The organism is Phycisphaerales bacterium, assembly GCA_020852515.1.
Taxonomy (GTDB): domain Bacteria; phylum Planctomycetota; class Phycisphaerae; order Phycisphaerales; family UBA5793; genus UBA5793.
The window spans coordinates 62,054-87,786 of record JADZAS010000003.1 but is presented as its reverse complement, the minus strand read 5'-3'; the positions used below and the strand labels follow the sequence as shown (position 1 = coordinate 87,786).

34 protein-coding genes are annotated in these 25,733 nt (G+C 65.3%); 20 read left to right on the top strand and 14 right to left on the bottom strand.

Annotation, left to right across the window (positions count from 1 at the left end):
* The 5 genes from IT430_02045 to IT430_02025 form a co-directional block, all read left to right on the top strand.
* On the top strand, window positions 1–1,172 hold a 1,172-nt coding region (locus IT430_02045; protein MCC6906699.1), incomplete at its 5' end, for a hypothetical protein.
* A 451-nt stretch (window positions 1,173–1,623) separates the two neighbouring features.
* Window positions 1,624–4,086, top strand: coding sequence for a DUF3987 domain-containing protein (locus IT430_02040; GenBank protein ID MCC6906698.1), 2,463 nt, complete (start codon window positions 1,624–1,626; stop codon window positions 4,084–4,086).
* Between the two features lie 291 nt (window positions 4,087–4,377).
* Window positions 4,378–4,638: a hypothetical protein gene (locus IT430_02035; protein ID MCC6906697.1), complete on the top strand. Its 261-nt coding sequence runs from the start codon at window positions 4,378–4,380 to the stop codon at window positions 4,636–4,638.
* A 121-nt stretch (window positions 4,639–4,759) separates the two neighbouring features.
* Window positions 4,760–5,701 (top strand): hypothetical protein, encoded by a 942-nt coding sequence (locus IT430_02030; GenBank protein ID MCC6906696.1) that lies wholly within the window; start codon window positions 4,760–4,762, stop codon window positions 5,699–5,701.
* Window positions 5,698–7,059 carry a ParB N-terminal domain-containing protein gene (locus tag IT430_02025; GenBank protein MCC6906695.1) on the top strand — a complete coding sequence of 454 codons (1,362 nt, stop codon included), beginning with the start codon at window positions 5,698–5,700 and terminating at the stop codon, window positions 7,057–7,059. The genes IT430_02030 and IT430_02025 overlap by 4 nt, the downstream gene beginning before the upstream one ends.
* Before the next feature lie 23 nt (window positions 7,060–7,082).
* On the opposite strand, the gene IT430_02020 is transcribed toward IT430_02025, so the two are convergent.
* The 9 genes from IT430_02020 to IT430_01980 all read right to left on the bottom strand — a co-directional run bounded on the left by IT430_02020 (window position 7,083) and on the right by IT430_01980 (window position 11,111).
* Complete coding sequence (locus IT430_02020; protein ID MCC6906694.1) at window positions 7,083–7,754, bottom strand: hypothetical protein; 672 nt, start codon at window positions 7,752–7,754, stop codon at window positions 7,083–7,085.
* A gap of 90 nt (window positions 7,755–7,844) precedes the next feature.
* Complete coding sequence (locus tag IT430_02015; GenBank protein ID MCC6906693.1) at window positions 7,845–8,234, bottom strand: hypothetical protein; 390 nt, start codon at window positions 8,232–8,234, stop codon at window positions 7,845–7,847.
* Window positions 8,215–8,406 (bottom strand): hypothetical protein, encoded by a 192-nt coding sequence (locus tag IT430_02010; protein MCC6906692.1) that lies wholly within the window; start codon window positions 8,404–8,406, stop codon window positions 8,215–8,217. The genes IT430_02015 and IT430_02010 overlap by 20 nt, the downstream gene beginning before the upstream one ends.
* Complete coding sequence (locus IT430_02005; protein ID MCC6906691.1) at window positions 8,403–8,627, bottom strand: hypothetical protein; 225 nt, start codon at window positions 8,625–8,627, stop codon at window positions 8,403–8,405. The genes IT430_02010 and IT430_02005 overlap by 4 nt, the downstream gene beginning before the upstream one ends.
* Window positions 8,628–8,630: 3 nt before the next feature.
* Window positions 8,631–9,716, bottom strand: coding sequence for a winged helix-turn-helix domain-containing protein (locus IT430_02000; GenBank protein MCC6906690.1), 1,086 nt, complete (start codon window positions 9,714–9,716; stop codon window positions 8,631–8,633).
* A gap of 45 nt (window positions 9,717–9,761) precedes the next feature.
* Window positions 9,762–10,070: a hypothetical protein gene (locus IT430_01995; protein MCC6906689.1), complete on the bottom strand. Its 309-nt coding sequence runs from the start codon at window positions 10,068–10,070 to the stop codon at window positions 9,762–9,764.
* A gap of 12 nt (window positions 10,071–10,082) precedes the next feature.
* The gene (locus tag IT430_01990; GenBank protein MCC6906688.1) at window positions 10,083–10,319 is read right to left on the bottom strand and encodes a hypothetical protein; all 237 of its coding nucleotides are present in this window, start codon (window positions 10,317–10,319) and stop codon (window positions 10,083–10,085) included.
* Window positions 10,320–10,343: 24 nt separating this feature from the next.
* The gene (locus IT430_01985) at window positions 10,344–10,598 is read right to left on the bottom strand and encodes a hypothetical protein (GenBank protein ID MCC6906687.1); all 255 of its coding nucleotides are present in this window, start codon (window positions 10,596–10,598) and stop codon (window positions 10,344–10,346) included.
* Between the two features lie 42 nt (window positions 10,599–10,640).
* Window positions 10,641–11,111: a hypothetical protein gene (locus tag IT430_01980; GenBank protein ID MCC6906686.1), complete on the bottom strand. Its 471-nt coding sequence runs from the start codon at window positions 11,109–11,111 to the stop codon at window positions 10,641–10,643.
* A 307-nt stretch (window positions 11,112–11,418) separates the two neighbouring features.
* Here IT430_01980 and IT430_01975 point away from each other — a divergent pair, with 307 nt between their 5' ends.
* Together IT430_01975 and IT430_01970 are read left to right on the top strand one after the other, a co-directional pair.
* Complete coding sequence (locus IT430_01975; GenBank protein MCC6906685.1) at window positions 11,419–11,673, top strand: hypothetical protein; 255 nt, start codon at window positions 11,419–11,421, stop codon at window positions 11,671–11,673.
* Window positions 11,663–13,963: a phage terminase large subunit family protein gene (locus IT430_01970; GenBank protein MCC6906684.1), complete on the top strand. Its 2,301-nt coding sequence runs from the start codon at window positions 11,663–11,665 to the stop codon at window positions 13,961–13,963. Before IT430_01975 ends, IT430_01970 begins: the two co-directional genes overlap by 11 nt.
* 203 nt (window positions 13,964–14,166) lie before the next feature.
* Here IT430_01970 and IT430_01965 read toward each other — a convergent pair whose 3' ends face one another.
* From IT430_01965 to IT430_01955, 3 genes are all read right to left on the bottom strand, one after another.
* Window positions 14,167–15,105 (bottom strand): cation transporter, encoded by a 939-nt coding sequence (locus IT430_01965; GenBank protein ID MCC6906683.1) that lies wholly within the window; start codon window positions 15,103–15,105, stop codon window positions 14,167–14,169.
* 77 nt (window positions 15,106–15,182) lie between these two features.
* Window positions 15,183–15,494, bottom strand: a complete 312-nt coding sequence (locus IT430_01960; GenBank protein MCC6906682.1) for a hypothetical protein — start codon at window positions 15,492–15,494, stop codon at window positions 15,183–15,185.
* 93 nt (window positions 15,495–15,587) lie between these two features.
* Window positions 15,588–16,028, bottom strand: coding sequence for a MerR family transcriptional regulator (locus IT430_01955; protein MCC6906681.1), 441 nt, complete (start codon window positions 16,026–16,028; stop codon window positions 15,588–15,590).
* A gap of 535 nt (window positions 16,029–16,563) precedes the next feature.
* Between IT430_01955 and IT430_01950 the strand changes: the two genes are divergently transcribed.
* From IT430_01950 to IT430_01895, 12 genes are all read left to right on the top strand, one after another.
* Window positions 16,564–16,764: a hypothetical protein gene (locus IT430_01950; GenBank protein ID MCC6906680.1), complete on the top strand. Its 201-nt coding sequence runs from the start codon at window positions 16,564–16,566 to the stop codon at window positions 16,762–16,764.
* A 2-nt stretch (window positions 16,765–16,766) separates the two neighbouring features.
* The gene (locus IT430_01945) at window positions 16,767–18,266 is read left to right on the top strand and encodes a phage portal protein (protein MCC6906679.1); all 1,500 of its coding nucleotides are present in this window, start codon (window positions 16,767–16,769) and stop codon (window positions 18,264–18,266) included.
* On the top strand, window positions 18,220–20,259 hold the full coding sequence (locus IT430_01940; GenBank protein MCC6906678.1) for a hypothetical protein: 2,040 nt from the start codon (window positions 18,220–18,222) through the stop codon (window positions 20,257–20,259). The genes IT430_01945 and IT430_01940 overlap by 47 nt, the downstream gene beginning before the upstream one ends.
* Window positions 20,260–20,318: 59 nt before the next feature.
* The gene (locus IT430_01935) at window positions 20,319–21,014 is read left to right on the top strand and encodes a DUF2190 family protein (GenBank protein ID MCC6906677.1); all 696 of its coding nucleotides are present in this window, start codon (window positions 20,319–20,321) and stop codon (window positions 21,012–21,014) included.
* Between the two features lie 103 nt (window positions 21,015–21,117).
* The gene (locus tag IT430_01930) at window positions 21,118–21,501 is read left to right on the top strand and encodes a hypothetical protein (GenBank protein MCC6906676.1); all 384 of its coding nucleotides are present in this window, start codon (window positions 21,118–21,120) and stop codon (window positions 21,499–21,501) included.
* Window positions 21,501–21,734 carry a hypothetical protein gene (locus tag IT430_01925; protein ID MCC6906675.1) on the top strand — a complete coding sequence of 78 codons (234 nt, stop codon included), beginning with the start codon at window positions 21,501–21,503 and terminating at the stop codon, window positions 21,732–21,734. Before IT430_01930 ends, IT430_01925 begins: the two co-directional genes overlap by 1 nt.
* Window positions 21,734–22,159: a hypothetical protein gene (locus tag IT430_01920; protein ID MCC6906674.1), complete on the top strand. Its 426-nt coding sequence runs from the start codon at window positions 21,734–21,736 to the stop codon at window positions 22,157–22,159. Before IT430_01925 ends, IT430_01920 begins: the two co-directional genes overlap by 1 nt.
* A gap of 16 nt (window positions 22,160–22,175) precedes the next feature.
* Window positions 22,176–22,607 (top strand): hypothetical protein, encoded by a 432-nt coding sequence (locus IT430_01915; GenBank protein ID MCC6906673.1) that lies wholly within the window; start codon window positions 22,176–22,178, stop codon window positions 22,605–22,607.
* Complete coding sequence (locus IT430_01910; protein ID MCC6906672.1) at window positions 22,607–23,209, top strand: hypothetical protein; 603 nt, start codon at window positions 22,607–22,609, stop codon at window positions 23,207–23,209. Before IT430_01915 ends, IT430_01910 begins: the two co-directional genes overlap by 1 nt.
* 75 nt (window positions 23,210–23,284) lie before the next feature.
* The gene (locus tag IT430_01905; protein MCC6906671.1) at window positions 23,285–23,473 is read left to right on the top strand and encodes a hypothetical protein; all 189 of its coding nucleotides are present in this window, start codon (window positions 23,285–23,287) and stop codon (window positions 23,471–23,473) included.
* Window positions 23,445–23,939 carry a hypothetical protein gene (locus tag IT430_01900; GenBank protein ID MCC6906670.1) on the top strand — a complete coding sequence of 165 codons (495 nt, stop codon included), beginning with the start codon at window positions 23,445–23,447 and terminating at the stop codon, window positions 23,937–23,939. Before IT430_01905 ends, IT430_01900 begins: the two co-directional genes overlap by 29 nt.
* Before the next feature lie 20 nt (window positions 23,940–23,959).
* Window positions 23,960–24,208, top strand: coding sequence for a hypothetical protein (locus IT430_01895; GenBank protein ID MCC6906669.1), 249 nt, complete (start codon window positions 23,960–23,962; stop codon window positions 24,206–24,208).
* On the opposite strand, the gene IT430_01890 is transcribed toward IT430_01895, so the two are convergent.
* A complete protein-coding gene (locus tag IT430_01890; GenBank protein ID MCC6906668.1) occupies window positions 24,175–24,726 on the bottom strand; it encodes a hypothetical protein in 552 nt (183 codons plus the stop codon). The two genes, IT430_01895 and IT430_01890, sit on opposite strands and share 34 nt — an antisense overlap.
* Before the next feature lie 29 nt (window positions 24,727–24,755).
* On the opposite strand from IT430_01890, the gene IT430_01885 reads away from it, so the two are divergent.
* Window positions 24,756–25,193 (top strand): hypothetical protein, encoded by a 438-nt coding sequence (locus IT430_01885; protein ID MCC6906667.1) that lies wholly within the window; start codon window positions 24,756–24,758, stop codon window positions 25,191–25,193.
* Between the two features lie 14 nt (window positions 25,194–25,207).
* On the opposite strand, the gene IT430_01880 is transcribed toward IT430_01885, so the two are convergent.
* Window positions 25,208–25,720, bottom strand: a complete 513-nt coding sequence (locus tag IT430_01880) for a hypothetical protein (GenBank protein MCC6906666.1) — start codon at window positions 25,718–25,720, stop codon at window positions 25,208–25,210.
* Window positions 25,721–25,733 lie beyond the last annotated feature (13 nt).

The following is a 25,733-nucleotide window of genomic DNA, read 5'->3' as shown; positions in this document are numbered from 1 at the left end:
TCAACCACATCTGCTACGAAGTCGGCGTGCGCGAACTGATCGTGCAGGGCTACCTCTGCCCGCTGCGCACCAAGGCCGGCGTCGCGCGGGCCGACATGAGCGGATTGCACACCCGCGCCGGTGAGTTTATCGCCGGCGAGGTCGAGGATGTCATGGACACGGATGACCTCGTGCAGGGTGCGTGCGCCGAGATCATCGAGCAAACCGCTGATCGCCGCTCGGTACTGATTTTCACCTCGGGGGTGCGGCATGGCCGGCACGTCGCGGATGTGCTGCGCAGTCGTCACGGAGTCGAGTGCGGGTTCGTCGAGGGCAACACGCCCATCCGTGAGCGCGATGCACTGCTCGAACGATTCAAGGCGGGCGAGTTGAAATACCTGGCGAACGTGAACGTGCTCACGACGGGTTTTGACGCGCCGGGAATCGACTGCGTGGCCATGCTGCGGCCGACACTCTCTCCCGGGCTGTACTACCAGATGGTGGGCCGCGGCTTCCGCCTTCACTCTGACAAGTCAGATTGCCTCGTCCTTGACTTCGGCGGGAACATTCTGCGCCACGGACCCGTCGATGCTCTCCTCATCGATGAGCCGATCGAACGCAACGGTAAGGCGCCGATGAAGGAGTGCCCGGGCTGCCACGCGATCATCTCCGCGGGCTACCTGACGTGCCCGGAGTGCGGGTACGAGTTCCCGCCGCCTGCACGGGGCGGTCACGATGCCGAGGCGACAAGCGAGGGCATCCTGTCAGACCAGGTGACGCACAGCGTCTACGAAGTGACCGATGTCTGGTACGAAGTTCATCACAAGCGCGGCGATCCCGATGCGCCGCCGACGATGCGAGTCTACTACCAATGCGGCTTTGCCACGACGTTCAGCGAATGGATCTGCTTCGAGCACAGCGGGTATCCGCGTCGAAAGGCGGAGAGCTGGTGGGTCGAGCGATCGAACGAACCCGTGCCCGACACCGTTGACGAAGCCGTCGACCTGGCACGGTGCGGGACGCTGGCGCCGACGCTCAGCATCACGATCAGGCGCAAACCCGGCAGCAGGTACGACGAGGTCGTCGGTCATGTCCTAGGCCCCAAACCCCCGCGCATCGACACCGACGAGGGCGCGGCGGAGTACGCGGCCGGCAGCACCTGCGGCATTCCCAACGACTCCATCCCGTTCTGATCGGAGGTGCTCGGATGAAGCGTTGCTTCAAGTGCCAGCATAACAAGCCGCTCGACGAGTTCTATCGCCATCCGCGCATGGCTGACGGACGACTCAACAAGTGCAAAGCATGTGCCAAGGTCGATGTGCGCCTGAACCGAGCATTGAAAGACGAGCAGTATCTCGAGTACGACCGCCGGCGCGCCTCACGGCCCGAACGCCGCGCGGCGGCGGCCCGGCGCCTGCGGATCTACAGAGCGCAACATCCAGATCGCGACGCCGCTCATCGCGCCGTGGCGAGCGCCATTCGGAGCGGGAGACTCGTGCGGCCTGATCGATGTCCAGGATGCGGACTGGTGAAACCGGTTCATGCTCACCATGAAGACTACCGCGCCCTACTGCGGGTGACCTGGCTCTGCGCACGATGTCACCAGCACCATCACGCCGTGCGGAGCTATTTCGGAGAGGTCGGGTGACAATGGAATCGTCCGCTCTCACGCGCGATGCCATCACCACCGATGTCGCCCGTTTCCTCACCCTGCTCGTGCAGCCGGGCGACGTGTTCGAAGTCCGCGCGCCCAAGTGCCTGGAGCGGCGCGGCGCGACATACACGAGCACGGTGAGCGGCTACTTCACGCACGCATCGATCGAGGCGGCTGCAGGGCTGATAGCCGAACTCGACGAGAGCGGCCTGGCGCCGGGCGTCTACCTCACGCTCAATCCCGTCAGATCCGATCTGCTCGCCCGGGCCGCCAACCGCCTCAAGCGCCGCGCGCCCGAGACGACGGCTGACGGTGATATCCTCGCACGACGCTGGCTCTTGATCGATGTCGATCCCGTCCGGCCCAGCGGCGTGAGCGCGACCGATGAGGAACTCGAACTCGCGCGGCAGCGGGCCAGCGCCATCTACGTGTTCCTGTCCACACTCGGCTGGCCAGAACCCATCGTGGCGATGTCGGGCAACGGGTATCACCTCCTCTACCCCATCGACCTGGCCGTGGACGACAACGAACTGGTGCGGCGCGTGCTCGCGGCGATCGCCGAGCACTTTGACGATGCTCGCATCGCCACCGACCGCTCGGTTCACAACCCCGCCCGCATCACGAAAGTCATCGGCACGGTTGCGCGCAAGGGAGACGACCTGGTCGGCGGCGACGGCATCGCCGCGAGGCCGCACCGCCGCTCCAAACTGATCAACGTGCCTGGCGAAGTGCGGGCCGTGCCGACTGAGGCGCTTCAGGCACTCGTTGAATCCGCCACGCCTCCTCCGCCGCCGTCTTCGCCCCCCGACCAGATCGAACGCTTTCCCGCCACTCCCGATGGCGTGCGCGTCTGGCTCGAGCAGCGCGGTGTGCCCGTCAAGGGCGTGCGCCGCAACGGCACCAAGACGATGATTCTGCTCGAACGCTGCCCGATCGACCCCGAGATCGTCTCGACCGGCTCATCGGACATCGCCGTCCTCGTCGGCGACGACGGCCTGCTCGCGTACTGCAACAAGCACAATCGCGGCGAGAACTTCACCTGGCCGGATCTGCGCCGCGTGCTCGACCCCGAGTATGCGGCGCGCGGGACCGCGCGCGATGCCGTTGATCTGTCGGGGATGATCAATCGCGATCCGCCCCCATCGCCCGAGCGTGTCAGTGCCGTCGAGCCGGCGCCGGCATCAGATGAGCCATCTGAGCCGCCCGCCACCGTTGCGCCGCCCGATCCCGGCCTGCTGCCCACCGAGCTGCTCCGCGTGCCCGGCTTCGTCGGCGAGGTCATGGACTTCTGCCTCGCGACCGCGCCCTATCCCAATCTCGTCCTCGCGTTCTGCGGTGCGCTGGCCCTCCAGGCCTTCCTCGCCGGCCGCAAAGTGCGCGACGGCGGCGACAACCGCACCAACATCTATCTCCTCGGCCTCGCGCACTCCTCGGCGGGCAAGGACTGGCCGCGCAAAGTCAACACCCGCATCGTCCACGAGATCGGCCTCTCCGAGGGCCTCGGCGAACGCTTCGCCTCGGGTGAGGGCATCCAGGATGCGCTCTTCAAGCAACCCAGCATGCTCTTCCAGACCGACGAGATCGACGGGATGCTCCAATCGATCAACAAGGCCAGGGACGCCCGCCACGAAGCCATCATGAGCACGCTGCTGACGATGTACTCCTCATCCAACAGCGTCTATCCCATGCGCCGTAAGGCGGGCAAGGAATCGCCGGGGGTCATCAATCAGCCGAGCCTGACCATCTTCGGCACTGCGATTCCGAATCACTACTACGAAGCCCTGAGCGAGCGCATGCTCACCAACGGCTTCTTCGCACGCATGATCATCCTCGAAGCGGGTCAGCGCGGCGCCGGTCAGGAGCCGAGCATCCGCGAGCTGCCGCCGCGCGTGATCGAAACCGCGCGGTGGTGGTCGGACTTCTCACCGGGCAGAGGCAACCTCGAGCACTGGCATCCGGTGCCCAAGGTCGTCCCGCACACCGAGGCGGCGAAGAGTCTGCTCGTCGAGCTGCGGCGCGAGGCCGAGGCCGAGTATGCCGCGGCCGAGCAGCGGCAGGATGCGGTCGGCACGACGGTCTGGGGTCGCGTGAGCGAGCAGGTGCGCAAACTCGCCCTGCTCCATGCCATCAGCGCCAACGCTCGGGAGCCGTCCATCGACGCCGATGCAGTGCGGTGGGCGCGGCGCCTCGTCATGCACCAGACGAGGCGGATGCTCTACAGGGTGACCGATCACGTTGCGGAGAACCCATTCCATGCGGAGTGTCTCAAGCTCATGAGGCGACTGCGTGAATCGCCGGGACGGACCATGGCGCGCAACAAGCTCATGCGGGCCATGCACGCCAAGCTCGCGGACTTCGACCAGATGATCGCGACGCTGCTCATGCAGGGAGATGTCGAGTGCGTGGAGATTCCGACGAGAACCAAGCCCGCGCAGGGGTACCGACTGTTATGACGCCGCCATGCCGATACCAGCCCTCCGCTCCGTCACAGCCCCGCGCCTCTGGTGACACTTCGCCTGGGCAAACGTCATATCCGTCCCCGATCTGTCACAGGGGCGTTGTGACGGATTTCGGTGGGCGGAAGTCTTGGTTAAATAAAGAGATAGAGAATATATCTCTCTCTATTTCTCTATCCGTCACACCCACCTCCGCGCGCCGCGTACATGCGCGAGCGCGCGTGCGCGTTAACGCGAGGGGGAGGCGGGGCCGGATTCGCGTGACGGATGGAACCAAAAGGAGTCGGAATGCTCTGCCTGCGCTGGACCACCTACTGGACGCGCGCCTTCGACCAGGGACGTCACATCGACGGTTATCGCGGCGCCGATCGAGTCGCGCGAGTCGTCGAAATGGAGCAGATCGAATCGCTGCCGATCATGCCGCACACGTGCGGGCGCGCGCGTTGTCTGTACCTGGCGCTGGTGAAGTGCGATCGCGGCTGGGAGGTCGTCGGCGTGTACGCCAGCGCGGCCAAGGCGAGGCGCGAGTGCGAGCGCGCGCTCCATTAGGTACTTCCCAGCAAATGGCGTGCCACGAGGGACGCGGGAACAGCCGCCAATGTAGAGAGACATCGAATGACGCGGCGCTGTCCGGATTTTCAGATTGGCGCGCGGTTGGGAGGAAGACGACATGAGCGCAAGTATCGATGACACAGTGCTTTGCCGCCTGGCGGGCGAGTTGTGGGCCGTGTTCGCGCCGTGGCGTGGGCCGTGGGGTGGAGGCGGCGCGGCGGCGGCGTATCTGGCGCGGCGGTCGTTCCGGTCCGGCGCGGGTCTGCGCTGGCGGCATCAGGGGCGCGATCGAGATGAGCGTGACGAGAATGTCGAAGCGCTGGGGCGGCTGGAGCGGCGCGGTCTGCTGACTCGCCGCGTCGAGAAGACGAAGGTGATCGCCACCCGCCTGCTCGACGCCGGGATCGAGCGGGCGTGTGGTCTGGCGGGTGCGCCGTGCTGGCTCGATGGCCGCGAGGTGTGTGAGCGCGTTGCCGCGCTCGATGATGAGCGGGCCACGATGATGCACCTCGGCACGCGCTGGACGGCCGAGTGGGCGCTGGCGGGCACGCCGCCGCGCTGGGCCGGATGCGGCCGTGATGAGGTTGGCCGCGCCAATCGGCGGCGGCTGTCGGTACTCGAAGAGAGGGCGATCCCCGCGCTGGTGCGCGGCTGGATGGAGAGCGGGGCTGACCAAGACGGCCGGGTGTGGTATTCGCTCACGGCCGCCGGTCGTGCGGCGCTGACGGAAGCGCCGGCCGAAGCGCCACCGGCGATCGAGGCCGACGCCGACTGCGCGCTGGCGTGGCGCGAGGGAGCACACGCCATGCAGGTCCGCCTTGCCGTCTCGCCACGTTCCGAGCGCGAGATCGGCCTGCTGCCCCTGCCGGCCCACGGCGGACCGATCGTGGGCCACGACGGTGGCCCCGGGCGCGATGTGCCCACCGCAGGCGGCCGGAACTACGCCGCTTCGGCACATCTCGCCACAGGGGCGAACGTGGGCGGCAACATGGCGGCCACCGGGGCGGCAGAATCGAGCCCGGGCCGCCCGGCTACCAGCACAAGGAGAACGGACTCATGAACGCGTTCAAGGTCGAACTGCGGCCGCTGGCCCAGATCAAACCCTACGAGAGGAACCCGCGGCTCAACGACGACGCCGTCGAGGCGGTGATGAACAGCATCACGACATTCGGCTGGCGTCAGCCGATCGTGGTCGATGGCGACGGCGTCATCATCTGCGGGCACACGAGGTGGAAGGCGGCGCAGAAACTCGGCCTCGAAAAGGTGCCTGTCCACGTCGCGACCGATCTCACGCCCGAGCAGGTGCGCGCGTATCGAATCGCCGACAACAAATCAGGCGAGTTGGCAGAGTGGAACATGGAACTCCTGCCGCTGGAGATGGGCGAACTCCAGGGCGCCGGCATCGACTGGTCGAGTCTTGGCTTCAGCGCCGACGACCTGGCGAAGATCTTCGACCCGGGCGTGCAGGAGGGCTTGACCGATCCCGATGCGATCCCCGAGCCGCCCGATGAGCCGGTCACCAAGCGCGGCGACCTGTGGATCCTCGGCGAGCACAGGTTGCTCTGCGGCGACAGCGCCAGCGCCGCCGATGTCGATCGGCTGCTCGACGGCCAGCCGATTCACCTTGTGAACACGGACCCGCCGTACAACGTGAAAGTCGAGCCTCGCTCCAACAACGCGATCGCGGCGGGCAACTCGTCGTTCAGCGCCTCGAAGAAGAAGCGCACCCATCACCAGTCGTTCGACGTGGCGCGGCAGGGCGAGAAGCGCCGTACCACGCGCAAGATGCGCGCCAAGGACCGGCCGCTTGAGAACGACTTCGTCACCGACGAAGCGTTCGATGCGCTGCTCGACGCGTGGTTTGGCAACATGGCGCGCGTGCTCATCCCCGGCGGCGGCTTCTATTGCTGGGGCGGCTACGCGAACCTCGGCAACTACCCACCGCACCTTAAGAAGAACGGCCTGTACTTCAGCCAGGGCATTGTCTGGGACAAGCAGCATCCCGTGCTGACGCGTAAGGACTTCATGGGCGCGTTCGAGATCGCGTTCTACGGTTGGCGCGAGGGCGCAGCGCACCGCTTCTACGGCCCGAACAACGTGCCGGACCTCTGGCACGTCAAGAAGGTGAACCCGGCGTCGATGGTGCACTTGACCGAGAAACCGGTCGAGTTGGCGGTCCGCGCCATGCAGTATTCATCGCGCGTCGGCGATAACTGCCTTGATCTCTTTGGGGGATCGGGGTCAAGTCTGATCGCTGCCGAGCAGACGCAGCGCCGCGCGTTCCTCATGGAGATCGACCCGGCGTACTGCGATGTCATCGTGGATCGGTATCAGCGCTTTTCCGGGAGGGTCGCCGTGCTGGAGCGCACCGGTGAGTCGCCGATTCCCATGAAGCCGCGCGAGGAGAAGGTGCGGTGAGATCGGGGGTGCGGCAACTCGCATCACTTCGCCGCAACGCCAGGCAGCGGCTCGCCGCATTCGGTGCAGACGGGCGAGGTGCCGCGCGGGTAGCCGCAGGTGGAACATTGGTTTCGGAAACGACGGATGAATCGGCGTGTCGCACCGATCGCGAGGAAGAGAACAGCAAAGGGCGTCGCATAGGCGACGCTGTTGAAGAGGAACTCGGGCCAGATCGGACAGAACGGCAGTACAACTGGCTCGATTCCAGTAGGAGGCGCGCTCTTCCATTCGAGGCCCCAATGGAGTTCCGTGACCCCTTCACGCTGGAATATCCATCGTTGATCCCAGACCAAGTCCGCAGTTTGCCAGGCGGTCACTGCCATCATGGGCCAGCCCGCCCGGCATTGATATGCGTTGCGTTTGCCGTCATGGGTTGCGGGCCACCAAACGTGATTGCGGAAGGGTTTGGTGAAGAACGCAGATTGATCAGCCGTCGCGGAGTCGAGAGCGCTGTTCTCCACGACCTCGTACGCGAATCGTGTCGACACGAAGGTGACGAACCGCTCGTCGTACGGGTTTCGGTAAATTGGCTCAAGGTTGCGACCCATTGGAATGTAGTGAACGACGATTCCCCACGCAACCGCGACATTCACGATTGCGCCAAGCAGCAGGAAAATGGCGATGCGACGGGCCCACCTGAGCATGATGTTCATTGTACTGGCCGCCGGAGGGCGGGGCGTTCCCGCAGACACAGCCGCAACGGCGGGCGCTGCGGCTGTGAATGGTTGAGGCGGGTTGGCGGGCTACTCGCTTGGGGCCGCCGCGTCCTCTGGTCCCTTCTCGCGGAGGGCGTGGTACTCGATCAGTGCATCCTCGTAGACGAAGTCGCTCGCGGCGACGTGCTTGCGATTGCGGGCGGGCACGATGCACGACCGCTCTTTGAGGAAGGCGATGGCGACGGCGACCTGGGACCACGGCGGCATGTTCGCCTCGTCGCCGCCGCCTGCCTTGAACCGGACGTCCTCCATCGTGAAGGACGCGTTGCCCATCTGCTCGATCGCGTAGGCGACATCGTCGTAGACCTGCTTGGTGCAGGCATGTTCGTAGGGGGTGCCGCGCTTGGGGACGACGCGGCGGAGCAGCGCGCCGCTCGGGCCGTCCACGATGAAGGTCTCATTGAGTTGGCGCGGCATGGGCATCGCCTCCTTCCAGTCGCCGCGCCGGCGGCGTGTAGATGTTCAGGCAGGTGGCGCAGCGGACGCGCTGCCCGTCTTCGATCCAGACAAGCAGGTCGATGTGGCGCTCGCCGCAACGCGAACAGGCGTCCTCGATCGCAACGAGGTTGTCATCGGGTGGGGTGGTCATGGTTCCACCTCCTCTCGTGCTTCGCCCAGGTCGAAGATCGCGACGACCGCGAGCAGGCCGACGAGCAGCGCGGTGCGTTCGTCGAGGTTGGCGAGTTCGCCCGCAGCGCAGGTGCGGATCAACGCGGCCTTGTCGACGGCTGGCATGGCGGCCAGCGTGTCGCGCATGGTCGCGCGGGTCTGGTCGGCATGGGCGAGGAGTCGTTGGACTTCGCGGTCCATCGTTCACGCTCCTTTCCCGATCGCGGTGAAGCGACCTTTCTCGACTTTGCGGAAGCGTGCGTCCTTGCCCTTGGCGGCGATCTCGCGGATCATCGCCGCGTAGAGCGTGGCGTGCGGCGTGGCGCCGTTGGTCTTCCAGCCCGCCGCGATGGCGCGCTCGGCGATGGTCTTGGCGTCGAGCGGCTCCTTGGCTCGCGCCAGCACCTGGGCGGCGGCGTCGAGGCCGCTGAGGCCCTCGCGCTTCTTTCGCGGCTTGGCGTCGGCCTTGCCGTCTTTGCCAGAGGTCGTCGTCGTCGCACTCGTCCGCGCTTTCGCAGCGCCGCGGTCCGGCGGCATGGTGATGCCGATCTGCGCCGGCGTCTTGCCGGTGAGTTGCTTGATCGACTGTTTGATGTGGAAGACGCCGGTGACATTGCCCGAGGCGTCCACCTCGCGGCAGCCGGTCTTTTCGTCGATGGGCGAAGTGGCGGGGACGCGGTAGAGCAGCGGCGTCTTGCCGTCGATGCGGAAGAACAACTCGTAGAGTTTGCCGTTCTTCTTCCAGCAGACGTGATTCCTGCTGGTGGGCAGGTTCTCGACCTGCTTGGCGATCTCGGCGAAGTCTGGCTTGTTGACCAGCGCGATGCGCGGCGGCGTGCGCCGGCCCTTGCGCTTCTCGACCGGCGGCGTCGCGGGCGTCGTGCCCTGCTGGGCCGCAGCCTCCTGCGCCTTCTTCACCCAGCGCGAGCGTTCCTTGCCGTTGACGATCTCGGTTCGCATGACCAGACCCTGCGCGGCGGCCTTGGCGTCGCGCTCGGCGATGCGTGCAGCATACCTGTCAACAACGCGGCCTCCGGTTTTCACGCCGGAGGCCTTGGTGCTGTCCTTCTTGCTGCCCGCCTTGGGAGGCGGCGTCGTGCTCGCCTTCGGTGGCGGCCCGACCTCGCTTCGCAATCGCTGGGCGCTCTTGATCCGCACCTTCTTCTTCGTCTCGACGTTGGTGGCGTCCCAGCCGCCGTGTCGGCTCTCGGCGTCGATGCGCACCTTGGCGATCTTGCCGCTCACCTTGGCGGTGTAGGTTCCGCCGATTCTGACTTCGTTCTTCTTCATGGTGCTGCTCCTTTCAAGAGAGCGGTTGGTGGATGTGAACCGCCGTCACGCGACGGCGAGTTCTTCAACGATCTGGAAGTTGGGCGACACCGACCAGCGCGGCCGGCCGCTGGCGTCGGTCGCGATGATGCGGCTGCTGACGTTGGACACGTCGGCGAAGGCGTCGAACATGCGCTGCGTGGCGCGGCGTGCGGCCGCGACGATGCCTTCGTTCGTGCCGTCGTGGCTCGCGACGAGGTGACCCAAGACGATGCCATCACGATCGCACGCCTCGCGGATGACGACATTGGGCGCGGTCGTGCCGCGTCGGCGAGTGACTCGTTTGCGTTCGATCTGGATGGTGCTGGTGTTCATGGTGCTCCTCTCTCACTTGCCGTTTGGCAGCGGCGTGATCTCGATGGCGCGGCCGCACGCCGGGCAGACGGCCTTCGTCGGCCGCGCCGTTTGGCAGCCCGCTTGGTACGCGCGCTCAAGCGCGTCCTTGACGCACCACACCGCGAGGTCGTGGAAGTCGAGGCTGTCGCTGCTGCGCGTTTCCAAGGTCTCAAGGCCGAGGGCCTCGCGGGCGATCGTGTTCAGTGTGTTGTCGCGTGTCTTGCTCATGGTGATTCCTTCTTGCGTGGTCGTTCAGCAGCCCGCGACGCGCTCGATCTCGAGGCGCACCGCGTGGATTTCGGAGTTGGTGCAGCGCGGCCGTCCGTGGCGATCGCTGCCGTAGATCGCCTTGGCGGTGGACGTCGCCGCCGTCCAGCGCTCTTCGTCGCTGCTGCCGCGGGCGAGTTCGAGACACGTTTCACCGAACAGAATCTGCGCCCCATAGTCGGCCGCGTGAATCTCGACGTCGCCGTTGACGCCCTTGATCGTGATCTGCGTGATGGTCATGGTGGTGGTCCTTTCCCGCGAGGTGGCGGTTGGCGTGGTGGTTCATATGGTCGTGACGTTGGCGACGAGCATGCAGGCCCGCACGACCGCGTCGATTTCATCGCGCTGACCGGCGTCGATCTCGGCGATGCCCTTGCCGAAGAGTCGTTCGGCCAGCGCCCGCCGCGTGTTGTCGATGTCGATGGCCTCGAAGCTGTAGGTCGGGGCGTAGGGGTCGCTCACCGCGACATTGGCGCAGCCGGTCTTGTAGGCGTCGATGCCCGCATCGGTGTCGGGTACCGCGCTCATCCGCACCTGCTTGTTCACCGACTGAACCCGGATCGCGATGCTCTCGATGCGCGTTCCGGCGTGGATCACCGGCGTTCTGCCCATCGCGTGGTCGCGATCCCAGAAGGCCAGGATCTGCTCGTCGTCGTAGCCCTTGGCCCGCAGGTAGCGCAGGTCGCTTTCGCTGAACATCGCGTGTTCGCGGATTCGCTTGCGGAGGTCGTCGTTGGTGGTTCGCGTCGTCATGGTGTTGGCTCCTTTCGCCGTTGTTGGCGGGCGGCGTATTCCCTTCGACCTTGCTCAGGGCCAATGGCCGCCTCGCATTGCACACATGAGGGCATGAGCAGCGCGACAATGCAAGGCGATTCGCCGAGGATTCCAGCACATTTCGCAGATTGTGGGCAACTTGGCCAAACATGTGGGCAACTCGCTAGGCATGTGCTAGGTAAGGCCGAACATCGCGCAATGTTGGCCCACGTTGGGCCGCATTCACCGGTGGCCCGATGCGTCGCCTCGGGCGCGCCCGGCGCGCCGTGCGCTACGGAGGGCGGCCGTGCTGACGCCGCGTGATGACCAGCCTGATCGACCCGGCGGCCTCAACCCGGCCGCTCTATCGGTGACCGACACGGCGCGCACGTTGACGCGCGTCGGCGGCCGGCCGATCACCGAGGCGATGATCGAGCGCGACATCGACGAGGGCGCGCCGACGAACGGCGACGGCACGATCAACCTTGTGCACTACGCCGCCTGGCTCGTGCGCGACATGGCCGAGCGCGCCGGCGCGAACGGAGGCGGCCGTGGCGATTGACCCGCGCAGCCTCAAACCCGGCGAACTGTGCCGTCTGCTCAACTCGACTCCGCTGGGCGAAGTGATCAGCGAGCGGCAACTGCACCGCCACCGCACCCGGGCGGGCTATCGCATCGGCGACGGGAGGACGGTCGATCTGCTCCGCTACACCGCCTGGCTGGTGATCGGGCGCCATGAACGCCTCGCCGGTGACGCCGCCGCCGAGGATGATGCGTTCGATGAGAATGTCGATGCGATGCGTCAGCGCGACCTGCCCGAGTCATTCGCCGGCCGGGACATCGACGCCCTGCCCGAAATCATCGACCCGGACCGCAAGGAAGCCTGCCGCCGCAACTTCCGCCTCTTCTGCGAGACCTACTTCCCGCAGACATTCCACCTGGCGTGGTCGCCGGATCATCTCAAGGTCATCGGCCGTATCGAACAGGCGGTGCTCGAAGGCGGGCTCTTCGCGATGGCGATGCCACGCGGGTCAGGAAAGACCAGCCTCTGCGAGACGGCGTGTCTCTGGGCGCTGCTCTACGGCCACCGCGACTTTGTGGCGCTGATCGGATCCGACGAAGAACACGCCAGCCAGATGCTCGAATCAATCAAGGCCGAACTGGAGAACAGCGAAGCGCTCCTGCACGACTTTCCCGAGGCGTGCTTCCCCATCCACTGCCTCGACGGCATCCACCAGCGCGCGGCCGGTCAACTCTTCGAGGGTCGTCAGACGCACATTGGATGGACAGCGCACGAGATTGTGCTGCCAACCGTGCCGGGCTCGCTGCCCTCGGGCGGCATCATCCGCGTCGCGGGCATCACCGGCCGCATCCGCGGCATGAAGTACAAACGACCCGATGGCCGCAGCGTTCGCCCGTCGCTCGTGCTCATCGACGACCCGCAGACAGACGAGTCGGCGAGATCTCCATCGCAGTGCGCCACGCGCGAACGCATCCTCGCCGGCGCCATCCTCGGCCTGGCCGGTCCGGGCCGCAAGATCGCCGGCCTCATGACACTCACCGTCGTGCGGCCTGACGACCTGGCCGACCGCCTGCTCGATCGCGACAAGCATCCGCAATGGCAGGGGCAGCGCACGAAGATGGTGTACTCCTTCCCAACCCGCGAGCAGTTGTGGGCGGAGTATGCGAGGTTGCGGGCCGAGGGATTGCGTGCCGACGAAGGCATCACCCGCGCCACCGAGTTCTACGGCCAGCACCGCGGCGAGATGGATGAGGGCGCCGAGGTCGCGTGGCCGGACCGGTTCAACCACGATGAACTCAGCGCCATTCAGCACGCGATGAACCTGCGGCTCCAGGATGAGGCCGCGTTCTGGGCGGAGTACCAGAACGAGCCATTGCCCGAAAGCACAGCCCTCGACGAAGACCTGCTCACCGCCGAACAGATCATCGCCAAGGTCAACGGTCACGAGCGAGGCGAGGTGCCCATCGGTTCTTCCCTGCTCACCATGTTCATCGACGTGCAGGCCAAGGCGCTCTTCTGGCTCGTGGTCGCATGGGAGGAGGACTTCACCGGCAGTGTGATCGACTACGGCACCGAGCCGGACCAGAAGGACCCCCACGCGTACTTCACACTCCGTGACATCCGGCGAACACTTGCGGCCGCCGCGCCCCACGCCGGACTCGAAGGCGCCGTCTACGCCGGGCTCGAGCGACTCGTCGATGCCAAACTCGGCCGGGAGTGGAAACTCGACGACGGCGCGATGGTCCGCATCGACCGCTGCCTCATCGACGCCAACTGGGGCCAGTCGTCCGATGTGGTGTACCAGTTCTGCCGTCAGAGCCGGTATGCGAACCTCGTTATGCCCAGCCACGGCCGGTACGTCGGCGCTTCGAGCATCCCCTTCAGCGAGTACAAACGCAAGCGCGGCGACCGTGTCGGCCTGAACTGGCGCATCCCCGTCATCACCGGTAAGCGGGCCGTGCGCCACGTCGTCTTTGACACGAACTACTGGAAGTCATTCGTGCAGGCGCGTCTGGCCGTGCCGATGGGTGATCCGGGATGCCTGGCGCTGTTCGGTCGCAGCGGCGGATCATCGAACCGCACTGCGACGAACCACCAACTTCTCGCCGAGCACCTCACGAGCGAGTACCGGGTGAAAACGCAGGGCCGCGGCCGGACCGTCGATGAGTGGAAACTCCGTGTGGACGGCCTCGACAACCACTGGCTGGATTGCCTGGTGGGCTGCGCGGTCGCGGCGTCGATGCTCGGAGCGACTCTCTACGGCACGGACATGCGCCCTGCGCCGCGCCGCCGCATCCGCCTCTCCGACCTACAGGGAGGGCGGCGATGAGCGAAACCACGACCAGGTCGAAACGCGAGCCCGAGCCGCGCGGGATTCTGTGCCCGAAGTGCGGCTGCGGCCACTTCGAGGTGATCTACACCCGACAAATCCTCGGCGGGGCCATTCGGAGAAGGCGGGAATGCCGACACTGCGGGCGGCGCGTGACGACGACGGAGCGGGTGGGGGGGTGAGGATGCCCAACCGCAATACCCTTACCGGTCACGGAGTGTTGACTTGTATCCCAGGCGGGACGCCGCAGTGACGACACGATTATTCGTGTCGATGTCAGCAGTTCGAATCGTCGCAGTCTTTGTCGTGTAATCCACCTGCGCTTCGATGACGCCTTCAACTCCGGCCAGTTCGTGGCGGAGTGTGACGGCGCAGGCTTCGCAGGACATGCCTTCGATCTTGAAGGCATACTCGGTCGCGTCGGCGCCGACAGCGCTGCTCGTATCGGCCGCGCCGGCGTCGAGCAGCAGACCGATGTATCGCGGAACGAAGATGAAGGCGGCGACGATGACCGCCGAGACCCAAAGCGTCGCCCGCTGCAATCGCCGGCCGCGCGACGACCGGGTGGCGCAACACCCCTTAGCGCACGAGGTGCGACGGAAGTAGGCGGAGTAGAAGCCCAGGCCGAGCATCACGATCGCGACAGCAATGAACACGCCGCGCCAGCGCTCGAACAACGCCGACGCCCCGGCGCTCGAAGCCCCGAAGGCGAGCAGGAACAGCGGCACCCAGCAGCAGGCGCTTGACAGCGCCGCTGTGACCACTGATCCGCCGATGGCGGCGAATCCCGCTCGATCAGTGGGCGGCGCCTCCGCCGCCGGCAATTCGGCTTGAGTACCAGCCGCCGCGCCCAGCCCCAGCGCTGCGCGAAGCATCGACTCGGACGGACAGCCGTCGGGCGTGTCGTAAACGCGGCAAGACATCGCAAAGTCCGTGCGGTCGCGTGCGGCAGGCTCGATGTCCACGCCGTCCACCTGTACGGTCGGCGAGCCGAGGAAGCGGTGCTCCTCGACCTCTTTAGGACCGACTTCGACTTCTTCAACCTGCGCGCTGAGTCGGTGTTCCGCGACCAGACGCTGCGCCATCGCCACGACCGGCGGGTGATTCGGACAGCCGTCGAAATAGAGAACGCGAATCTTCATGGGCAGGATCCGTCCTTTGACCGCAGCAGCAGGATCGCCCCGGCTCCGGAGACGGCGCCGGGGCGATGGGCGGATGCTCAGTTGCGATTCTGGCAGCAGGAGGGAAGCGCCGTCGCCGTGTCCGCCGCCGCCTGTTCGCCGAGCGGGCAGCGATCGCGACAGACGGGTTCACCCGTCAGCGGGCACTCGATCCGTCCCGGGCAGTCAGGGCGAGACGGATCGACGGCGGGGCAGCGGTCCCGGCAGACGAGTTCGCCGGTGATCGGACAGACGATCTTTCCGGGACAGTCGGGGCGGTCCTGCGTTTGTGAGACGAGGCCGAAAGCGCCGAGACTCGTCGCGGCGATTGTCGTTGCCATCAGTGCGAGGAAGGTCTTTCTGGTCATCATGTGCGGCTCCTTGAATGGGGGGTTGAAAGCGGCGTCGTCAGACGCCTCCAGTTGACTCTTCGTTCATTATGCGCCTTGAACCATGATTCAGGGTCAAGGGAGACTGTTGCTTTTTGCAGAAAGTTTTTTCTCGGCCCGTCCGAGGCGCTCCAACACACCGCAGCGACCGGTGCGCTCGGCAGTCCGGCAGACGCGGCTCCACCGCTGGAGAAGTTGCTCGACTTCCCGCAGATGCGCCAGTTCCCGCCGGACGCGATCGAGACGTGCGGCGATGAGTTCCTGCACCTGCCGGCAGGGGGCGGCGTCGCCATCGCGGAACCGCAGGAGCGACCGGATATCGACGAGGGTGAACCCCGCCGCCTGCGCCGAGCGGATGAAGCGGAGCCGTTCGAGCGTCGCCTCGCCGTACTGACGGTAGTTGGCGCGCGAACGCCCCTCGCAGCGCAGCAGGCCGCGGCGCTCGTAGTAGCGGACCGTCGAGGTGGCGACGTCGGCGTGGGCGGCGATCTGTCCGATCGTGTAGGGCTTGTTCATACTGTACACTCTCTGAAACGAGGTTGAACCTAGGTTCAATGTTCACGAGAAAACGGAGAATAGGCCGGATTCATCCTGGTGTCCCGGCGGTGGGCAGACGCAGCGCTCGACGCGATCCAATTCCCGGGCCACATCGCTGGGCCCTGATCTGCACTATCGAGTTTGGCGCGGCGGGGCCGCAGAGAGCCAATCGATATGGTGTTTGCGACATTGATCCTCTCCAGAACTGCCGTAGGTCGACTTGCACTGTCTACCCGTGTAACGACTTCACTCCAACCCCTCCCCATCCGCAATCTCTGAGCCTTTCATCCGTCCGTACCTGACGGATGAACCATGCACTTCCACCTCTGGATGACCCCGCGCGGCTCGTGATCGAGTTGCGCTTTGTCCCTGCGCCTGACCGCGACGACGCGGTGCAGGAGGCGTGGGTGGCGCACCTGGAGGGGCGGCCCGTTTCCACCGCGGTGAACACCTACGCCCAGCGGCAGCGGCGGTGGCGCAAACGAATGGTTGCACTCATCTACGAGGATCAGGGATGTCTGAGTCCGACATCGAGCAGGCGATCAAACAAAGCGCCCAAGGCCCCGCCAAGGCGTCGGGCGACTCGGGCAGCGTCGAGCAGCACGGCCTCGCCGAGCAGATCGAGGCGGACCGCTACCTCGAAAGCAAGAAGGCGAGCCGGGGCAAAGGGCTCAAGGTGAAGTTCGTGCAACTGGAACCGCCGGGTACGGCGTGATGATGCTCAAGCGATTTGTGACATCGTGGTTCAGCGGCAAGACGCCGGCGCCGTCCACGTCATCGCGCCCGCCGGTGCGGATCGTTCGCGCCAAGTTCGACTCGGCCCAGACCACGACCGACAACCGTCGCCACTGGGCGAACGCCGACGGTCTGTCGCCCAATGCAGCCCTCTCGCCCGAGGTCCGGCGCACTCTGCGCAACCGGGCGCGGTACGAGGTCGCCAACAACTCCTACGCCAAGGGCATCTTGCTCACACTGGCCAATGACACGATCGGCACCGGACCGCGTCTCCAGATGCTCACGGAGGACTCCAGGGCGAATGAGGTCATCGAGAAGTCGTTCGCCCAGTGGTCCAGGGCAATCAACCTGCCTGAGAAGTTGCGCACCATGCGCCTGGCCCGGGCAGAGAGTGGTGAGGTCTTCGGGATTCTCACCAGCAACCCGGCCGTCCAGGCGCCGGTCCAACTCGATCTGCGGCTCGTCGAACCCGACCAGGTGACGAGCCCGCCCGGTCGTCTGCATCGGATCGGCGAGGCGGACGGCATCACCTTTGATTCGTTCGGCAACCCGGTCGCCTACACCGTGTTGCGCCGTCATCCGGGTGATGGCGGCACGTTCGGGTTCTCGGGCGAATTCGACACTGTGCCGGCGTCCTCCGTTGTTCACTACTACCGAGTCGATCGGCCCGGCCAGTGGCGCGGTATTCCCGACATCACGCCGGCATTGCCGCTCTTTGCTCAACTTCGGCGCTACACGTTGGCGGTGATCGCCGCGGCTGAGACGGCCGCGGATTTCGCGGCCGTCATCTACACCGACACCCCTCCGAACGGTGAAGCCGAATCCCTCGAGCCGATGGACATCGTCGAACTCGAGAAGCGTCTGGCCACGGTTCTGCCCGGCGGCTGGAAGTTGGGCCAGGTCCATGCCGAGCAACCCGCGACGACGTACGCCGAGTTCAAGCGCGAAATCCTCAACGAGATCGTGCGTTGCATGACCGTCCCGTACAACATCGCGGCGGGGAACTCCAGCGGGTACAACTACGCCTCCGGCCGTCTCGACCACCAGACCTACTACAAGTCGATCCGCGTCGAGCAGAACCACCTTCAGACGTCGGTCCTCGATCGGATTCTCCGCGCCTGGCTCGATGAGGCGGTCCTCGTCGAGGGGTTGCTGCCTCAGTCGATGCGGGCGATCGGCGTTGCCACGCCGCACACCTGGTTCTGGGATGGGATGGAACACGTCGACCCCGCCAAGGAAGCCACGGCGCAGGCGACACGCCTGACCAATCACACGACGACGCTCGCGACCGAGTTTGCCCGGCAGGGACGGGACTGGGAAGAGGAACTGCGCCAAAGGGCGCGCGAAGTGACACTCATGAAGGAACTGGGACTGACTCCGGCGCAGGCACAACCTGGCGCGGACAACCCCGACGACACAGACAAGGAAGAGGACGATGGCCAAGAGCAAGACGCCAACGCGATCAGCCGTATCGCCGCCTGAGAACACGACGCCGCAATCGATCGAGATTACCGCCGCAGCGCAGATCGACATCGAAGCTGCGGCTGGCGAGGGGCAGACGGCACTGCCGCGCTTCAGGATGGTGGCGTACACCGGCAGCGCCATGCGTGTCGCGGGCTGGCGGCACGCCGTCATCCTCGATCTGGCGGGACTGAACATTCCCTCGCAGATGCGGCCGATCCGTTTCAGCCATGACCCTGCCTCGGGTGTCGGCCACACCGACGCGATCCGGATCGAGCAGGGTCAGTTGATCGCCTCTGGTCTGGTGTCGCGCGACACACCCACGGCTCGCGAGATCGTCACCTCCTCGAAGAACGGCTTCCCCTGGCAGGCGTCGGTGGGGGCCTCGGTCGAAGAGTTCGAGTTCATCCGCGAAGGGCAGAAGGTGCTCGTGAACGGGCAGGAATTTGCCGGGCCAGTCAACGTCGTCCGCAAGGCGACACTGGGCGAGATCAGTTTCGTGGACCTGGGAGCGGACGGCAAGACCAGTGTGAACGTCGCGGCGATCGCCGCGACTCAGGAGAACAACATGGACGGTGACACGAAGGACAATGCGAACGGCACGAGCGCCCCCGCCACCAACGGAGTGGTCTCGCAGGCCCCGGTCGAATCAGCGCCGGCGACCGACGACGCCTCCAAGAACGGTACGAACGCCAATGCCATTGAGGACATTCGCGCGCAGGCACTGGCGGAGACGAGTCGAATCGCGGCGGTGCGCCGCCTCTGCGCCGGCCAGCACCTCGACATTGAGGCGCAGGCCATCCGAGAGGGCTGGGATGCGACGCGCACCGAACTGGAGATCCTCCGCGCCAATCGCCCCAAGGCGCCGGCGGTCCATGTGCCGGACCAGAGCGTCAGCACCCAGATCCTCGAAGCGGCATGCCTGATTGCGGCACGGTTCGAAGACCTGGAGAAGCACTGCGAGGAGCGAGCGCTCGACCTGGCGGCCAAGCGCTTCCGCGGCGGCATCGGGTTGCAGGAACTGCTCCTCGAAGCGGCGTGGGCGAATGGATACAGCGGCCGCAACTTCCGCGACAGCCGCAATGTGCTCAAGTTCGCCTTCAACCCCGGCATTGAGGCGGGTTTGAGCACGATCGACATCGGCGGCATCCTGAGCAATGTCGCCAACAAGTTCCTTCTCGAGGGCTTCTTCTCTGTTGAGCGGACCTGGCGCAACATCACCGCCGTGCGGAATGTCAGCGACTTCAAGACCGTGACGTCCTATCGCCTGATCGGCAAGGACCAGTACGAGATCGTCGCGCCCGGCGGCGAACTCAAGCACGGCACGCTCGGCGAAGAGCAGTACACCAACAAGGCCGACACCTACGGCCTGCTGCTGGCCATCGACCGGCGCGACATCATCAACGATGACCTCGGCGCCATCACGACGGTGCCGCGCAAGTTGGGGCGTGGATCAGGCCTGAAGATCAATGATGTCTTCTGGTCGATCTTCATGGCCAACAGCGACTTCTTCAAGGTCGGCAACAAGAACTTCCTCAGCGGGGCTGACACGGTCCTGAGCATCGACGGCCTGACCAAGGCCGAGGTCGCCTTCATGGACCAGGTCGATGGGGATGGCAAGCCGCTGGGCATGTTGCCCGCCATCCTCCTCGTGCCGACGGCTCTCAGCGCCATCGGCAGCCAACTCTTCAAGAGCATGGAACTGCGCGACACCACGGCGAGCACGAAATACCCGGTGAGCAACCCACACCAGGGCAAGTTCCGCGTCGAGGTGAGCCGGTACCTGAGCAACGCCCAGTACACCGGCAACTCGGCCAAGGCGTGGTATCTGCTCGCTGATGCGGCCGACCTTCCGGTGATCGAGGTTGCGTTCCTCAACGGGCAGGAGTCGCCGACGATCGAGACCGCCGAGGCCGACTTCAACGTGCTGGGCATCCAGATGCGCGGCTACCACGACTTCGGCGTGAACCTTCAGGATCCGCGTGGTGGAACCAAGAGCAAGGGCGAGGCCTGATCAGACTCGTAACCGCGGTGACGGGTTCGTCCCACTCATCTGCGCACAGGAGATTCAACATGGCACAGGCAACTTTCGTTCACGACGGCAAGTCGATCGACTACACCCCCGGCAGCGCGGTCGCGGCCGGCCAGGTGGTGGTCCAGAGCACACTGCCGGGCTTTGCACGGACGCCGATCCCCGCCAACGCGCTGGGATCGCTGGGCGTGGCGGGCATCTACGACATCGTCAAGGTGACGGGCGCGATCAACGCCGGCACTGCGGTCTACTGGGATGTCAACGGCGATCCCGTCGGCGGCACCGCCGGGACCGGCGCGTTGACGACCACTTCGACAGGCAACGCCTATCTCGGCAAAACGGTGAGGGCCGCGGCCGAGTCCGATGCAACAGCCCGCGTGATCGTCGACCACTCGGTCATCGGCCTCCAGAGCGTCCTGACCGGCGCTATTGCCGACCCCGGCGATGCCGGAGCGATTCCCGTCGCGCAATCGGGCTACGTGGCGATCGTGACGGGCGGCTCGGAGACGCGGACGCTGGCGATCCCGACTTTTGTGGGGCAGGAACTCCTGCTGTTCATCAAGACGGATGGCGGCACGTGTGTGATCACCGTCGCGTCGGCGATCAACCAGACCGGCAACAACACGATCACGATGGCGGAAGTGAACGACTCGATCCGCCTCCACGCGATCGACAACAACGGCACGCTCGTCTGGCGTGTGGTGTGCAACGACGGCGCTGCACTTTCGACGGTGTGAAGAAGGAGACCGGAGGCTGCAGGCTGGAGACTGGAGGAAGAAGAGGTGCGCCGCACGGCCGCTCGAATCCTACAGCCTCCAGTCAGCGGCCTGAAGCCTGATCATGTCCGACTTGCTCTCCCAGGGATTGTCATGGCTCGAAGATCAGCGTCACCAGCAGCTGACGCGGACAGTGACGTACCAGCGCGGCGGCGACGAGGTGGAGTTGTCAGCAACGATCGGCCGCACCGTCTTCGAACAGGACGACCACGTGGGCGGGCTCACGCGCATCGAATCGCGGGACTTCCTTATCCGCGCCGCCGATCTTGTCCTCGCCAGTGAAATCACACTGCCCCGATCTGGCGACCGCATCATCGAGAGCGACGCTATCGCGACCTACACCTACGAGGTCATGGCGCCGGGCACGGAGCCGCCGTGGCGATACAGCGATGTGAACCGCACCACACTGCGCATTCACACCAAGCAGATGGCGAGGGAGGCGATCTGATGGCCGGCAATCGGGACACACTCTCGCGCTGGGCGGGGCCGGTTCTCACGGCCCTTGTCGCCGGCGCAGCGCTCACGGTGCAATGGGGCGTCATCACGACGAAGCTCGACCACGTCGAGAAGCGCCTCGATGAACTCATCCTCGAAGCGCGCTCGCTGCGGACCGAGTACAAGGAGATCGAGCGGCGGCTGTCGTATCTCGAAGGGCGAGCCAACGGGAGGAGCGGGCCGTAATGAGCAGCACGATCCTGAATATCGCGGATGCCGTGGTCGCGAGCCTAAACGGGGCCTCGTTCTCGATGCCCTTCACCGCCGCGCGCCGTCTCGTGCCGACCTTCGACCTGCCCGACCTGGTGGCGTTGCAGGTGAGTGTCGTGCCACGCTCATCGGCGCGCACGGCCTCGGGCCGGCGTGAGTCTTGGCTTGATTGCACCGTCGACATCGGGGTTCAGAAGCAGGTCGCCGGTGATGCCGACGCCGATGCACTGATGGCCCTCACCGAGGAGATCGCCGAGCACCTGAGCCACCAGCGGCTGGCCGGCGCGCCCGAGGCGGCATGGCTGATCACGGCCACCGATCCATTGATTGCGGCCGAGCATCTCGATCAGCAGCGCGCATTCACGAGTGTCGTGTCGGTCACTTACAGGGTGAGGAAGTAGACGAAAGGACTGACCCATGGGCTTCAAACTCGGCATGGAAGCCGTCCTCAACTACAAGGTGGACGGCCAGGGCGCCGGCGGCGCGTGGCTGGAACTGACCAATGTCCGCGATGTGACACTCAATCTCGAAGCCGCCGAGGCGGATCTGACCACCCGGGCGAACGCGGGCTGGCGCGCCAATGTCGCCACACTCAAGTCCGCCACCATCGAGTTCGAGATGGTGTGGGACACGGCTGACGCCGGCTTCACCGCGATCCGCAACGCCTACCTGAACAACGCCATCCTGGGCTTCCAGATCCTCGATGACACCGGCGGGCAGGGTTTGCAGGCCGACTTCATGATCAGTTCCTTCAGCCGCAGCGAGCCGCTCGAGGAAGGCATCACCGTCTCAGTTACGGCCAAGGTCGCCTATTCGGCCACGCCGCCCTCGTGGATCGGAGGTGCATAATGCCGACGAGTACTCTGTCACTGTCCGGCGAGATCGGCGGCGCGCCGCTGGGGGCCACGCTTCAGCGCACCGCTGACGGTTCCATTCGCCAGGGTCCGATCACACTGCCGGCCGCCGAGGCGGGCACGCTCTCAACGCGATCCACCGACACTACGGGCGTGCTCACCATCGCGGGCACGGCGCTGCAGATCGGCGATGTGATCGACATCTACTGGGATGGCGGCCGGCGCTACGACGTGGATGTGGATGGCGTGGCCGGGGACGACGTGACATTCTCCGGCGGGGCCGGCGATGTGCTCCCCGTCCAGGACACTGCCGTGACGGCGGCCGAGCAGGTTGCGATCGTCCTCGCGTTCAGCGGCGATGAACTCGTCGCCATTGGCGCGAAACTCGGAGAGCGGGGCCACCTAAGCGTGCGTGACACCGGGGTCACCGCGCTGTCGATCGACCTCGTCAAGAACGAGACATGGTTCTGGCTCGACGGCCAGCAGATCGTCAATCCGCTCGCAGGCGACTCAGTCGATGGCCTCATGGCGAGCAATGCATCGTCTGCGGCGCCAGCCGTCCTGAACCTCGGCGTGCTCTACGACTCGACGCCGTGAGCCGTGGGAACGGATGAATGTGGAGTTTCGTGAACGCGCATCGCCTGAAGATGCCATATCGGATCGGAGTGTGACATGGAGGCATACGTCTTCCTCACAGTGCACGGCCTGTTCTTCGCCTGGATCTTTTGGGTCTTCTACAGAGAGGACAAGGAACGGCAGATCAGTGCCGTGCGCACCATCCCGGACGCCAAACCGAGTGCTGCAACAGAGACTCCATCGGAGGAGGCCGCCAGTGAAGATGTTCAAGGACAACGCGGGTAACGAGTGGACCGTCGAGATCAACATCGCGGCCTTCAAGCGCATCCGCTCACTGACGGGCACGGACCTGCTCGAAGTGATCAGCGGCGGCGACCTGCTCGAACGCCTCATGCGCGACCCGGTTCTGCTCTGCGATATCCTCTACGCACTCGTCAAGCCGCAGGCGGACCAGAAGCAGGTCAGCGACGAAGCCTTCGGCGCCGCGATGGCCGGGGATGCGATCGACTCCGCCACGGCCGCGCTGCTCGATGAACTGGTGGCTTTCTGCCCCAGCCCGAGGGACCGGGCCAACCTCGGGCGGGTGCTGCTCGTGGTCCGGCAAGCGATGGACAAGGCTCGCGACGTGGTCGAGGCCCGACTGGAGGGCGGCGAGATCGAGCGGATCGTGAACGAGGCGCTGAAGGCGGCGACCTCTGGCAACTCATCTGGCGCTGCGCCGGCATCCTCGGCCTCGACCCCGCCGACCTGACACTGCGCGACCTGCTCGCGATGGCCGAACAACGCCAGCGCGACGAATGGGCGAGGACTTCATCGATCATGGCTCTCATCGCCAACACGCAGCGGAATCCGAAGCGGCAGCGGGCCGCCAGGCCGAGTGACTTCGACCCGTTCGCGCGCAAGGCGGGCGTCATGAAGGCGGATGTGTCGGTACTGAAGGAAGTGTTCATCGACGGGCGAATGCCCGAAATGAATGCGATGGCGGATCAGCGAAATCTCTCGCCGAGGGCGGAGTCTTGAGTCGTATTCGAGTGAACGGCGGATTCGATCGCGCTGATGAGCGAGTCAAGCATTTCGCGATCGACGGTCGGTTTGATCGTGATCGACAGAGTCGCGGACTTGCCGCGCCGCGTGCGGTAGAGCACCACGAGCAGCGGCCGGGTGGAATCGGTCTCGTCGATCAAGATGCCATCAATCCGATCCTGAGTGATCCGAGTCTGTGCCTGACCGTGGATGACATGAACCCACTCCGGTCGAACCTCTATGCGGCGAGGCAACAGAAGCGGCAGCACGCATGCAATGAAGATCATCGCCAATCCAGCCAATCCCGCAAACATCAATTTGATCCAAGGGACGGCCATGTTCGGGTAGGCCAAGGTCATCAGCACGATGACTCCCGCGGTCACGGCGTAGGAGATCACGAGCGAGCGAATCCAGAGCATCGGCCGAAGGAACCCAACGGACCGCAGGATTGTGAGCGAATGCTCCCAAGAAGCGCGGCGCGGCTCCCACCACTTGATGCGATCTCTCGCTTTCACCCCCAATCGTATCTTACGGAGACGGCAACATGCTAGATCTCCGCATCAAGCAGATGTTCTTCGATCGGCCCAAGGTGAAACGGGCCGTCGATGCCGCGCGTCGCAAGGTGCTGAGCAAGGCCGGCGCCTTCATCCGTCAGACCGCCCGCACGAGTATCCGCAAGCGCAAGGGATCGAGCAAGCCTGGCAACCCACCGCATTCGCACGTCGGCCTGCTGCGGAAGTTCATCCTCTTCGGCTACGACCGGCAGAGCGATTCCGTCGTGGTTGGCCCTGTGGGATTCAGGGACTCGACTGCGCCGCGCGTCCTCGAACGCGGCGGCACGACGACCGTCACCCGCCGCCGGCGCGGCAAGCGCACTGAGCGCCGCGTCCACATCGCCGCCCGCCCCTACATGAACCCGGCGCTCGAGAAGGAGCGGCCGAAGTTGCCGGAACTCTGGCGCAACAGTGTGAAGGGGGCGTGATGCGACACTGGCGATCAGCGAATCTTGAGCACTTTGCAGATCAGGCTATCGCGCTCAAAGGACTTCACGCCGTCGATGAGGTCGCTGGCTCCCAGCGCGCCGTAGCTCGCCCCGTAGGTCTTTCTCTTGCAGCCATCCTTGATCTGTTCGTACACGAGCACGAGGTACTTGTCGTGCAATGGCGCATGAGCACATCGATGGAGCTTCTGAACACAGTCCCAGAACTCCCGTTCATTCTGAACGCCGGCACCACCCTTCCACTGGAGCGCCTTCCCATCCAGTCCCCAGCAACGGCGCAGAATGTAGTATTTGAACTCGATGAGAGTGTTTCGGCCGTCGTTCTGGACGAGCAGATCGAAGCGCCGCCACTCGGTCTCCAGTCTCGCTTTTGGCAGTCTGGATTTGAGCGCAGCCATAAAGAACGACCGGTAGGTCGATTCATCTGTGTTGCACAGATCGACCACCTTGGCATGGCGGAGCATCTGCTCGAGCGCGGTCGTCGTGGCGGGCAGAATCCAAACTTCCATCGCTCCAGCGTAG